Origin of the sequence: Apibacter sp. B3706 (assembly GCF_011082725.1) — a bacterium.
Lineage (GTDB): Bacteria > Bacteroidota > Bacteroidia > Flavobacteriales > Weeksellaceae > Apibacter.
This window is the reverse complement of sequence record NZ_CP049715.1, coordinates 558496-571110: the sequence shown is the minus strand read 5'-3', so window position 1 is coordinate 571110 and position 12615 is coordinate 558496. Positions and strand designations below refer to the sequence as shown.

At 28.1% G+C, this 12615-nt stretch carries 13 protein-coding genes and 3 tRNA genes; 7 read left to right on the top strand and 9 right to left on the bottom strand.

Going from position 1 to position 12615, the window contains the following annotated elements; all coding sequences use genetic code 11:
* Positions 1–81 precede the first annotated feature (81 nt).
* Complete coding sequence (locus G8C41_RS02535; RefSeq protein WP_160566695.1) at positions 82–924, top strand: AraC family transcriptional regulator; 843 nt, start codon at positions 82–84, stop codon at positions 922–924.
* A gap of 178 nt (positions 925–1102) precedes the next feature.
* Positions 1103–2011, top strand: coding sequence for a nuclear transport factor 2 family protein (locus tag G8C41_RS02530; RefSeq protein WP_160566698.1), 909 nt, complete (start codon positions 1103–1105; stop codon positions 2009–2011).
* A 137-nt stretch (positions 2012–2148) separates the two neighbouring features.
* Here the strand turns inward: G8C41_RS02530 and G8C41_RS02525 are convergent, their stop codons facing one another.
* Together G8C41_RS02525 and G8C41_RS02520 are read right to left on the bottom strand one after the other, a co-directional pair.
* On the bottom strand, positions 2149–3870 hold the full coding sequence (locus G8C41_RS02525) for a T9SS type A sorting domain-containing protein (RefSeq protein WP_160566701.1): 1722 nt from the start codon (positions 3868–3870) through the stop codon (positions 2149–2151).
* Positions 3871–4026: 156 nt separating this feature from the next.
* Complete coding sequence (locus G8C41_RS02520) at positions 4027–5811, bottom strand: T9SS type A sorting domain-containing protein (RefSeq protein WP_166006005.1); 1785 nt, start codon at positions 5809–5811, stop codon at positions 4027–4029.
* 158 nt (positions 5812–5969) lie between these two features.
* Here G8C41_RS02520 and G8C41_RS02515 point away from each other — a divergent pair, with 158 nt between their 5' ends.
* Positions 5970–6470: an endonuclease V gene (locus G8C41_RS02515; RefSeq protein WP_166006004.1), complete on the top strand. Its 501-nt coding sequence runs from the start codon at positions 5970–5972 to the stop codon at positions 6468–6470.
* Positions 6471–6726: 256 nt separating this feature from the next.
* Here the strand turns inward: G8C41_RS02515 and G8C41_RS02510 are convergent.
* From G8C41_RS02510 to G8C41_RS02500, 3 genes are all read right to left on the bottom strand, one after another.
* A tRNA-Lys gene (locus tag G8C41_RS02510) sits at positions 6727–6799 on the bottom strand.
* A gap of 46 nt (positions 6800–6845) precedes the next feature.
* Positions 6846–6918: transfer RNA gene (locus G8C41_RS02505), tRNA-Lys, on the bottom strand.
* Positions 6919–6957: 39 nt separating this feature from the next.
* Positions 6958–7030, bottom strand: a tRNA-Lys gene (locus G8C41_RS02500).
* A gap of 114 nt (positions 7031–7144) precedes the next feature.
* Here G8C41_RS02500 and G8C41_RS02495 point away from each other — a divergent pair.
* Complete coding sequence (locus G8C41_RS02495) at positions 7145–7663, top strand: shikimate kinase (RefSeq protein WP_160567200.1); 519 nt, start codon at positions 7145–7147, stop codon at positions 7661–7663.
* 13 nt (positions 7664–7676) lie between these two features.
* On the opposite strand, the gene G8C41_RS02490 is transcribed toward G8C41_RS02495, so the two are convergent.
* Positions 7677–8054: an RNA-binding S4 domain-containing protein gene (locus G8C41_RS02490; protein WP_105297909.1), complete on the bottom strand. Its 378-nt coding sequence runs from the start codon at positions 8052–8054 to the stop codon at positions 7677–7679.
* Between the two features lie 72 nt (positions 8055–8126).
* On the opposite strand from G8C41_RS02490, the gene G8C41_RS02485 reads away from it, so the two are divergent.
* Positions 8127–8825 (top strand): hypothetical protein, encoded by a 699-nt coding sequence (locus tag G8C41_RS02485; protein WP_160566712.1) that lies wholly within the window; start codon positions 8127–8129, stop codon positions 8823–8825.
* A gap of 78 nt (positions 8826–8903) precedes the next feature.
* Here the strand turns inward: G8C41_RS02485 and G8C41_RS02480 are convergent, their stop codons facing one another.
* Both G8C41_RS02480 and G8C41_RS02475 read right to left on the bottom strand, forming a co-directional pair.
* A complete protein-coding gene (locus tag G8C41_RS02480) occupies positions 8904–9047 on the bottom strand; it encodes a hypothetical protein (RefSeq protein WP_166006003.1) in 144 nt (47 codons plus the stop codon).
* A gap of 190 nt (positions 9048–9237) precedes the next feature.
* Positions 9238–9798, bottom strand: a complete 561-nt coding sequence (locus G8C41_RS02475) for a 1-acyl-sn-glycerol-3-phosphate acyltransferase (RefSeq protein WP_166006002.1) — start codon at positions 9796–9798, stop codon at positions 9238–9240.
* Between the two features lie 497 nt (positions 9799–10295).
* Here G8C41_RS02475 and G8C41_RS02470 point away from each other — a divergent pair, with 497 nt between their 5' ends.
* Together G8C41_RS02470 and G8C41_RS02465 are read left to right on the top strand one after the other, a co-directional pair.
* Positions 10296–11249: a glycosyltransferase family 2 protein gene (locus tag G8C41_RS02470; RefSeq protein ID WP_166006001.1), complete on the top strand. Its 954-nt coding sequence runs from the start codon at positions 10296–10298 to the stop codon at positions 11247–11249.
* Between the two features lie 3 nt (positions 11250–11252).
* Positions 11253–12278, top strand: coding sequence for a glycosyltransferase family 2 protein (locus tag G8C41_RS02465; protein WP_166006000.1), 1026 nt, complete (start codon positions 11253–11255; stop codon positions 12276–12278).
* Positions 12279–12377: 99 nt separating this feature from the next.
* Here the strand turns inward: G8C41_RS02465 and G8C41_RS02460 are convergent, their stop codons facing one another.
* The gene (locus G8C41_RS02460) at positions 12378–12614 is read right to left on the bottom strand and encodes a hypothetical protein (RefSeq protein ID WP_105297914.1); all 237 of its coding nucleotides are present in this window, start codon (positions 12612–12614) and stop codon (positions 12378–12380) included.
* Between the last annotated feature and the right edge of the window lies 1 nt (position 12615).

Genomic DNA, 12615 nt, shown 5'->3' with positions numbered 1-12615 from the left:
AAACAGTATCATAAAAATGTGTATAAAATAATGCGTTGTTTATATGACTTCGATTTTTTTATCTTTGTATAAAATTTTCTTTTGAAATCTTACACCTTTAATGAACTTTTACCTTTTGGTTTTGAAATAAAAAATTTGACTCAGATGAATCAAAGGGCATGTTCTATAACCAGTAAGCCACATAGAACAAATTTTTATCAAATTATACGGATTACAAGCGGTAAAACAATTCAAAAAGTAGATTTTAGTCCGATTGAACTCAGGGAAGGACAAATTTTATTTATCGGCAAAGATCAAGTTTTATCTTTTGATGTGGAATCTACCTATACGGGTGAAATTATTTTGTTTACCGATGATTTTTATATTCGTAATAAATACGAAAGGCGCTTGATTAAGCAATCAGAGCTTTTCAACCCTTTCACAAAAAATATTCCTATTGAAACGCATGAATATTTAGATTCCATTTGGGAATTGATGAAAAAAATCTATTCTCCTGAACAAGATCCTTATATTCCCGATATTTTACATCATTTACTGAGTAGTTTTCTTATTTATTCAAAAAAAATTACTAGTCATTCGTTAAATATTCTTTATTCTTCGTGTTATTCTGTTACTTTAGAGTTTTCACTCGCAGTAGAAAAAAATTACAAGATCCTGAGAAAAGTAAACGATTATGTCTCCAGTTTGGGTATATCGCCCAAAGTTTTATCAAAAGCTCTTAAAAACACTGTCGGTAAAAGTCCCAAAGAATATATTGATGAACGAATTTTATTAGAAGCAAAAAGACTTTTGGTTTACAGTGAACTCAATATAAAGGAAATTTCATTTGAACTGGGATTTGACGAACCCACCAATTTCAGCAAATTTTTTAGAAAGTGGGTAGGTATTAGCCCTATCGATTTTAAAAAGCAACACCTGTCCTAAATTTATCAGCTTTGGCATACTTTTTATCATTACACTCATAAAATCCACACTTACCTTTACACGAATAAAATTCTTACAACAGTTGAAAAACACTGAATACGCCTGTTTTTATAAACATAATAAATTAAAAATACCTATAAGTGAATTGATGAATAATAAATAATAAATTTTTAATAATATGAAAAAAATAAGTTATCTAGCAGCGGTAGTCGGAATAGCTTTGTTGGCAGTTTCTTGCAACCAAACTAAAAAAGAACCTGTTGAAGCTACGGATCAAACGATCACTGAAAAGGTAGAAGATCTTACCGCGGAAAACGAAGAACCCTCTAATAAAGAAAAAGTTAGGGAGTTACTTTCTTCATTTAGCACAGGAAATGAAGCACCGTTAAAATACATTAACCCAAATAAGTATATTCAACACAATTTGGGAGCAGCTGACGGCGTTGAAGGTTTTAAGACCCTTGTGAAAAGTTTATCAGCTTCTAAACCGAGTGTTAACATTGTACGTATGTTAAGTGACGGGGATTATGTTGTTGCCCAAACGGAGTATGGGTATAAAACTCCAACTGTTGGATTTGATATCTTCCGTTTTGAAAACGGATTAATTGTAGAACATTGGGATAATTTACAAGCTGAACAACCGAAGAATCCAAGTGGACATACGTTAACAGATGGGGATACTACTATCAAAAAAACCGATGAGACCGGATTGAAAGCAAACAAAGCAGTAGCCGAAGGTTTTGTTACGGATGTATTGATGGGTAAAAATCCTTCCAACTTGGAAAATTATTTTAACGGAAATAATTACATTCAACACCACCCACTCATTGGTGACGGGTTAGACGGATTAAAAGCCGGCTTAGAGAAATTGAATAAAATGGGACTTACTTTCAAATATACTCAAATTCATAAAATCTTAGGAGAAGGAAATTTTGTATTAGTAGTTTCTGAAGGCATAATGGCCAATAAACCCACTTCTTTCTATGATTTATTCAGAATTGAAAATGGTAAAATTGCTGAACATTGGGATATTGTGGAAACCATACCTGCGAATGCTGAGCATAAAAATAAAAACGGTAAATTCTAATTGATAATTATCGATAAGATTTGTTAAAAATATTAGATATATTAAAAAATACTTTTAAAAATCTTACTAATTTGTTAAATTTAATTTATATAAAAAAACCTGCTAAAAAGCAGGTTTTCACTTTTTTAAATTTTAAATTATTTTTTAATAATTTTCTTAGAAAGAATTCCCTGATCGGTTGTAAGGTTTACGATATAAATTCCCGCAGGTAAATCTTGTAAATCCAATTCGTTATTTATTACCCTTAGATATTTTTTAATTTCTTTTCCTGCATAATTGTAAACACTTGCCGATGTTACATTTGCTGTAGTATTTATTTTTAATATATCTATTACCGGATTAGGAAATAGTTGTATCGATTCTGTTTCATTTTTTTGAGGACCTACCCACACAAATCCTTCCGGTATATTTTCATTTATATTTTTTGAAGCAAATGATACGGTATTTTTTATCTTTACTTCATATTCTAAAACAAAATTTGGAATTAATTCATTTTTCATTTTACAAATCAAAGTTTTGCCTGCATTTTCCGGGCCGGCATAAAATTTACCTTTTAGCGCATACGTGCCGACTTCTTGTTGAGTTGTTTTATCATACCAGGTATAGGTGGTATATTTTCCATCAATACTAAATTCTGAAGATAAATCTATCAATTCAAAAATACCTTTAGCTCCTCCTTGAAGCGTTGCTTGCGGGCTTAATTTTAAGTTATTAATTGTAAGAAAATTACCTTTTAAAGTGGATAACTTTAAATTGTTATTAATTCCTTTTAAGCTACTTATCTTATGAACTTTTGGAACTAGCAATTGAGCTATCTTATTGTTATTAAAATAAAAGTATTTTAAATTAAAATTTTTAGAGACATCTAAATTTGTTAATTGATTAGATTCACAATATAAAGCATCTAAATTAACATTTTTTGTTACATCTAAAGATTTTAATTGATTTCTATCACAAATTAATTCTTTCAAATTAACATTTTTTGATACATCCAAGACTGTTAATTGATTTTCAAAACAACGTAAATTTTTTAAATTAACATTTTTTGATACATCCAAGGTTGTTAATTGATTTGAATAACAAAATAAATCATTTAAATTAACATTTTTTGATACATCCAAAGTAGTTAATTGATTATAAAAACAACCTAAATATGTTAAATTAACATTTTTAGACACATCTATAGTTGTTAATTGATTCATATAACAATTTAAATATGTTAAATTAATATTTTTAGATACATCCAAAGCTTTAAGCTTATTGTAATAACATTTTAATTGTTTCAAATTAACATTTTTAGATATATCCAAGAATGTTAACGGATTAAAACTACAATTTAAATTTATTAGATTAACATTTTTAGATACATCCAAAGTTTTTAATTGATTTCCATCACAATATAATTCTGTTAGATTAACATTTTTAGATACATCCAAGGATGTTAAGTAATCCCCATCACAATCTAAATATTCTAAATTCTTAAAATATCTTCCATCAAAAACTCCATTAAAGAATTTGGCGCCTATATTTAATTTAGTTAAAACTTTAAAATTATTACTAGTTTTCCATGTAAATACTCCGGATAATTTTGTAAAAATAACCTCCGGATTACCATTAATAGCCTTAGCCATTTCTTCCCAGGTTAATCCCGCCAGTTCATAATTCCATTTTTGTTTATTTTCCGAATATTGCATAAAAAAATTCAATATTCCATATACATCCATCGCGTCGTAATTGGTGGTTGTGGATATTACAAAATGTTCTCTCAAGTAATTTTCTTGTTTAGAAATATCAACTGTTGCCAACATTGGTGTGGTTATAAAACACCACAATAAAATAAAAAGTAGATTTTTTTTCATAACATTTTTTTATTTATTATTTATGTATGCTAATATAATATATTTATTTTTATTTTAACCTTGTTTGAAAATAAATATTTTAATTTTTATTCTATAATTTATTTTCAATAAAAAAAACCTGCTGTATAGCAGGTTTTCACTCTTTTAATTTTTAAATTATTTTTTTATGATTTTCTTAGAAAGTATTCCCTGATCGGTTGTAAGATTTACAATATAAATTCCCGCAGATAAATCTTGTAAATCCAATTCATTATTTATTATCCTTAGATATCTTTTAACTTCTTTTCCTGCATAATTGTAAACACTTGCTGATGTTACCTTTGCTGTAGTATTTATTTTTAATATATCTATTACCGGATTAGGAAATAATTGTATTGATTCTGTTTCATTTTTTTGAGTATCTACCCATACAAAACCTTCCGGTATGTTTTCTTTTATATTTCTTGATGCAAAAGATACGGTATTTTTTATCTTTACTTCATATTCTAAAACAAAGTTTGGAAATAATTCATTTTTCATCTTACAGATCAAAGTTTTGCCTGCATTTTCCGGACCGGCATAAAATTTACCTTTTAGTGCATAGGCGCCGACTTCTTGTTGAGTTGTTTTATCATACCAGGTATAAGTAGTATATTTTCCATCAATAGTATATTCTGATGATATATCCAACACTTCAAAAATACCTTTAGCCCCACCTTGAAGCGTTGCTTGCGGGCTTAATTTTAAAGATTTAATTGTAAGAAAATTCCCTTTTAAAGTGGATAGCTTTAGATTGTTATGATCACCAGTTAATTCACTTATTTTATGAACTTTCGGAATAAGCAATTGAGCTATCTTATTATCACTAAAATATAAATATATTAAATTCACATTTTTAGAGACATCTAAATTTGTTAATTGATTCGAATAACAATTTAATGTTGTTAAATTAGGATTTTTAGAGACATCTAAGGTTGTTAATTGATTCAAATTACAATTTAAAATTTTTAAATTAACATTTTTAGATACTTCCAAGGTGGTTAATTGATTGGAATAACAATATAATTCTGTCAAGTTAACATTTTTAGATACATCTAAAGCTTTTAGCTTATTGGAATAACAATCTAAAAAAGTTAGTTTACTATTTTTAGATACATCTAAGGTTGTTAATTGATTGAAATTACAATTTAAACTATACAAATTTACATTTTTAGAGATATCCAAGGTTGTTAATTGATTCGAAAAACACTTTAAAACAAATAAATTAACATTTTTAGATACATCCAAGGCGGTTAGTTGATTTGAATAAATATTTAAAAGCATTAAATTAACATTTTTAGATACATCCAAGGACTTTAGCTTATTGGAATAACTATATAATTCTTTCAAATTAACGTTTTTAGATATATCCAAGGTTGTTAACTGATTGGAAGAACAATTTAAATAAATTAAATTAAGATTTTTGGATAGATCTAAGATTTTTAATTGATTCGAATTACAATATAAACCCTTCAAATTAACATTTTTAGTTACATCTATAGTCGTTAATCGATTGCCAGTACAATATAATGTTTCTAAGTTCTTAAAATAATTGCCATTGAAAACTCCATTATAATTTTTGTAGTTTAAATTTAATTGAGTTAAAACTTTTAAACTATTGATATTTTTCCAACCAAATTTTCCGGATAATTTGGTAAAAATAACCTCCGGATTACCATTAATAGCCTTAGCCATTTCTTCCCAGGTTAACCCCGCCAGTTCATAATTCCATTTTTTTTCACTTTCCGAATATTGCATAAAAAAATTTAATATTCCATATACATCCATCGCATCATAGTTGGTGGTGGTGGATGATACAAAATGTTCTCTCAAGTAATTTTCTTGTTTAGAAATATTATCTGTTGCCAACAGTGGCGCAGTTATAATACAAGACAATAAAATAAAAAGTAGATTTTTTTTCATAACATTTTTAATTATTTTAGATTAATTATGCTAATTTAGTATATTTATTTTTATTTTAACATTATTTAAAAATAAATGTTTATCCTATTAATTATTTAACCCTATATCTTCAATTAAAAAAATTTATCACTTTTGGAATAAATTAAAATTAAATAAAAATGAAACTTGCTATTGATGTTTATTACTACCCGAACCGAGCAAAAGTTGTTGGTATACTATTTAAAAACTGGGATCAACCCATTCCTAATGACTTAATTACTACTTATATTTATGAAATATCTGAATATGAATCGGGATTGTTTTATAAAAGAGAGCTTCCTTGTATTTTAGAGTTATTGAAACAAATAAATTTAAAAGATATGAGTCAGATTATAGTTGACGGCTTCGTATATTTAGATGACACCCATCGGCCGGGCTTGGGTAAATACTTATTTGATGCATTGGAAAAGAAAATTCCAATTATAGGGGTAGCTAAAAATCCTTTTTCTACCGGCAAGTCTATTGTTCAGGAAATAACAAGAGGCGAAAGTAAAAAGCCCTTATATATTAGTTCTGTCGGAATTTCACTTAATGGAGCTTCTCAATGTATTCAAAATATGCATGGTAATTATAGAATTCCCACCCTCCTTAAATTATTAGATCAAGAAACCAGAAGATAATTCAAACAATAAATTTTTACAATATAAAGTTAAATTTTTAGATAATAGTAAGACAAAAATTTTTGCACAAAAACTTCCAACAATATTTTTAATAACTTATTAGCCGTTAATTTAAAAAAATATTGAAATAGTATAAATGAATAAAATAAATACTAGAACTGAAGTCGAACTTTTTTTTTCTGTTGTTGTTTCTAGTTTGTTTACGTACGTGAAATAAAAAGAGCTACAAAAAATTTGTAACTCATTGATTTTTAAGTGACCCCGGAGAGGCTCGAACTCTCGACCCATTGATTAAGAGTCAATTGCTCTACCAACTGAGCTACGGAGTCATAAACAAGAAAAGCTTGAGAATCTCAAGCGCGAATTTTCAAAATGTGACCTGGCTGGGGCTCGAACCCAGGACCCCAACATTAAAAGTGTTGTGCTCTACCAACTGAGCTACCAGGTCTCCCTAAATGTATATTTAATCTATTCTTTGAATAGATTGTGACCTGGCTGGGGCTCGAACCCAGGACCCCAACATTAAAAGTGTTGTGCTCTACCAACTGAGCTACCAGGTCTTTATTTAGTGTTTGCTAAGCATTTTCGTTTAGCGAGTGCAAATATAATGACTTTTTTTGGGTATGCAAATATATTTGGTAAAAAAATATGATATTTGTAAAAAATCTGATCGTATGGTTATTTCTTTATTGGGTTATATGGGAAGTGGGAAATCTACTGTTGGCAAATATCTTGCGAAATCTCTCAACATAACTTTTATTGATTTAGATGAGTATATTTCAACTCAAGAAAATAAGTCTATTCAAGAAATTTTTTCAATCCATGGAGAAATTTATTTTCGTAAAAAAGAAAATTTTTATCTGAATGAATTATTGAACGGTGACAATATAGTGTTGAGTTTAGGAGGAGGTACTCCTATTTATCATCGTAACATGGATAAAATTAAAGAAAAAAGCTTCTCGTTCTATTTAAAAATGAATGCTTCGGAATTAGCAAAAAGGTTAAGTAATGAAAAAGAACACCGCCCTCTTATTGCGCATTTAGAAGAAAAATCTTTACCGGAATTTATTGCCAAGCATTTATTTGAACGTTCAACATTTTATGAGTCGGCTGCTTATAAGATAGCGGTTAACCAAAAAACTCCGGAAGAAATAAGCAATGAAATTATAGCCGTTCTAAAAAATACTAATTAAACATTTAGTGTATTTATTCATCTTCCCATTCCAGAGTATAATCGTCTAATTCTCTCCTATCCTTTTTGGTGGGCCTGCCTAATCCTTTTTGCCTGTAATAGTTTTGCGTTTGTGTTCTTGATTTCATCATTTCAATCTGCTCAGGATCTGTCAGGTCTTTTATATATAAAGGAACCAATTTTGCCCCTACCCGATTGGGAGGAATTTGTATAACTTGGATCGTATAGTCAATCTGATTTTTTCTAATTTTATACGTTTCACCAACTAATATTTCTTTTGAAGGCTTCAAGGGAGCATCATCTAAAAATACACGGTTTTTCTTGCATTCTTCGGTAGCAATTGCCCGCGTTTTATAAAAACGCACACACCATAAAAATTTATCTATTCTCATTGATTGAAAAAATTGGTCTTTAAAATTAAATTTAATCGTAAATTAGCAACTAAATTAACATATTTTATTTACATGATTAAAAAATCCCTTTTAGCCGCCTGTATATTTTCACTTTTATTTTTTGTTTCGTGTGGTAGCGATGATAATAACGCCTCAACCTTATCCGTTGATGAGCAAAATACAGCAGATGATATGGCTATTGTTAATTTTTTAAATAACTATTATTTCGATGATCTTGGGAAAGTAACCAAATTTTCTGATACGGTTACTCCAACTGATAAAGAGCCTTTGAGCAAAAATGCAATAAAATCTCCTTTAGGGTACTGGGTAGTTAAAAATCCGAAGGCAGATCAGGGTATAAACACCTCCAATATAGCTGACGGTAAAAGCAATATACTTATTCATTATTCATTAAAATATTTTGTTGCAACTGAAGGAGGTAATGGATATTCAACCTTGAATACTTCATCAAGCACAATTGATAATTCAGGGGTTGCACAAGAAGACCCTTTCTTTTATAAAAAGCCCAAAAACGATACAATTCAAAGTGAAAACTATTATGTAATTAAAGGTATTGTTGACGGTTTAAAGAATTTCAAGCCAACTAATAAATCTAAAAATGACCTTTACCACGTATTACAAGGTTTAATTATCGTGCCTTCTCGATTGGCATACGGTAGAGAATCCAATTATATAAACAGTAAAGATGCTACATTCATTTTAAATTTTGAATTGTATAAAGTTTGCCCTCAAGATCAAACGTGTAATTAAATTTATATATTTTATATATTGTTTGAATCTATCGTTCAGACAATCATATAACCCATTGCTATCAACAATTATGCTCTGTTAATTATTGATGGAAGCTAAATTTAAGTTATTTTTTTTATACATCAAATAGATTTGCTGAGCAGAATCAGTAAAATGTTCTTCTATATAATGCGGAAGGACATTGAAATCAATGACGTTTAATACGGTGCAAATCCAGATCATGAGTCTTATTACGATCATCCCTAACGTCGATATATGTTATATATTAATCAAAATTATAGGCAATAGTTATAAACAGAATATTCTTGTCGGAATTCTGATTTTACAAATAAAATCTGAAAGTTGCTCGATCGTCTCAGCAATATTAGAAGTCAAAAAATATTTTTATACCTAAGAATTTAGATAATCTAATTTAATAAATTTTAGGATTATAGTTTTCGGGAAATTTAGCCATTTCCGGTTTATAAAAGTCTTCTATTTGATCAAATATCTCTTCAATCGTTTGATCGCCAATATAAATTAATTTGGAAACACCGGTTACTTTATTTTTATAATCGGCATAGGCTAGAGCTATAGGAACATTCGCTTGCTTAGCTATATAGTAAAAACCTTTTTTCCATTGTAAGGCACGGGAGCGAGTGGCTTCCGGAGTATTTATTAAAGCCATCGAATCGGAATTTTTAATTAGTTTCGATGAATATTGAACCAAATTATTCCATTGACTTCGATCGACTCCTAAACATCCGAGTGCTTTGAAAAAGAATCCATACCAAGGTTTGGTATAAGCGTCTTTAATCATTACTTTATAAGGAATTTTTAAACACCAAAAACTGGCTAAACAATAATATAAATCCCAATTAGAGGTATGGGGAGCACAAATTAATACGCATTTTCTTAATTCATTAACAGATACTTCATTTTTAAATCTCCATCCCATAACGAACAGCATTAACCTTCCTAGTAATTTTTTCATAATTTGATTACTTATTAAAAATAATTAAAAAGTTCAGTTAATTTACATTAACTGAACTTTTCACATGTATATAATTTTCTAATTAACTTAACATTGACATTATGTAATCCATAATAACTAACACCATCTTAAAAAGAATTTGTACCATGATCTATTTATTTTTTTCTGAATTAATTAAAACACTAAACTAAAAAAGTTATATTCAGGTGCTCTACATACTGTTATAAAAACCTGAGCTTTAATTATCAGAATCTCTACTATATATGAACGCCCTAAATTTTTTGCTAAATTAAAAATTTTCTTTGAATTTAACTCAAATTAATTATAAATATCTTAATAGAATTTTATTTATATTTTTAATTACTCCTATACATTTTTCGTTGCGGATACCTATAAGTTTACGTAAGACTCACTTTCTAAAATTTTTTATCTTAAAAAAAGCTGATATACACGGTTTAATTAAAAATATTTTACTTTTGTATTTATATATCTTACTTATGACTCCCTTGGTATCGGTTATTATGGCTGCATACAATGCAGAAAAACATATATCTGCATCAATTGAATCGGTAATCAATCAAACATATGCTAATTTTGAATTGCTGGTTATTAATGATGGCTCATCCGATAGAACTCAATCAATTGTAGAACAATTTTGTAAAAGAGATTCCCGAATCAAGCTTATTAACAATGATAAAAACTTATTTGTTATAAAATCTCGTAATATCGGAATTGAAAATGCTAAAGGTAAATATTTGGCCATATTAGATGCTGATGATCTTGCATTACCCAATCGATTGGAAAAACAAGTTGAATTTCTGGAGAATAATCCGAATGTATTTTTAATAGGAAGCAGTGCTCATATAATTGATGAAAACAATACTATTTGTAATAATTTTATAGCTTTAACCGATTATCATGAATTAAAAAGAAATATCCTCAAAAACAATTTATTCTATCATTCTTCTATACTATTTAGAAACGAAAAAGTTTTTTATCGAGAAAAAATGATTTATTCGGAAGACTATGATCTCATCTTACGGTTATTTTCAGAAGGTAAAAAAATTGTAAATCTACCTGATATCTTAATATCATACAGACAAACCAACCATTCACTTTCAAAAACCAAAAACAGACTAGTGCAATGGTTGTTTATCAATAAAGCCCGTGAATTTTATAAAGAAAGGCTCAGTATTGGTAAAGACAGTTATGATGCGTTTAATCCACAATCATTTATTAATATAGAAGATATTCATTGCCCAATTAATAAAAAAGATTTGTTATATGCCATGAAAATTTGTTTTTACAGAAAAGATGCAAACCAATTAAAATTTTTAGTAAAAAAATATCGTAAGTATTATCCTATATCTTTAGATTATTTACTTTATTCTTTATCTTCCCTAAATAAAAATACTTTTAATCTCATTTGTAAAATTTATTCCAAACTTTAAACTATGGATATTTTAATTAAATCTTTTAACCGCCCCTTTTATTTGGACAGATGCTTAGCCAGTATCCAAAAATATGTAGTGGGTACTTATTCAGTTAAAGTATTAGATGATGGAACTCCTGAAAAATATCTAAATAAAATTAAATTAAAATACCCGTCCATTAAAATTATAAAATCTGAAAATTATATAGAAAAGGAAGAAGCAATTAAAGATAATTTAAAGTCAGGAAAAGATATTAATGGCTTTAAAATTCCTACTCAACTTTGGGTCAATTCAGTAAAAGAAGCTTCAGATTATTTCATTATAACGGAAGATGATGTTTGGTTTACGAGAAAAATTAATGTGAATGAAATCAATGAAGTAATGGAAAAAGAAAATATATCCTTACTCAAATTAGGTTGGTCGGGAAATAAAAATTTTGTTGATCAGTTTAAACATGATAAAATCAATTCCGATATAATTTCCATTTATCCGGATCTTTTTACTGCTCCTCCTTTCATTCTGAAATGTTTTTTTTATAATAAATATAAGTTTTTTAGTATTTTATATAAATTGGGTTTGGTATCTAACACTACTAAAACTAAATATTGGATATTAATTTCAATACTTATGGGTGTTCATAAAAAAGAATTTTGGCTTAAAACTTGGGAAAATATTAATGGAAAAGTTGATGAAAAAAAACAATTATACAATGCTACCCTGTATTTTAGAAAGCATAAACACAAAAACATGATCGCTCAATTAAATCATGAAGTTATGAAAACTACGTTTAATTCTTCTGCTACCAATTCCTATCATAATTATGGATTTGATTTTGATGTTAATCAACTTAATTATTTAATTAATGAAAAATGGTATAATGATGCATTTGATCCCATGCAAAATTTTCCTAAGGATTTCTCAGAAGATTACATCCTATCATTTTTGAAAATTGAAAATAACCAAAAAATAAAACCGGAAGAATGGAAAAAATGGTCAGAAAAATTTAAAAATCAATATAGGATTCAGGGGTGTGTTGTTGATGATTAAAAATATCATTTATTAAATTAATCAAATCAAAGAGCAAAAAAAATAAGCAGTGATTTACTGCTTACTTTTTTTAATATCATAAATTAATCTAAGAAGTCATTACTCCTCTTCATCATCTTCGTATTTTTCGATTTCAGCATCGCAAAAATCGAATGCTTGTTGAATCAATGAATTTACTTCATTAGCAACCTCTTCCTCTTCTCCTTCCAAATCATCAAACCATTCAACCTCCTCTTCTTCTACATTTAATATAAATCTAGGATACTCTGTATGCACAACAAATAAATCTTCAGGAAAATCTGAATTGTCTGCCATTAAAAACTTAGGTAATTTCATA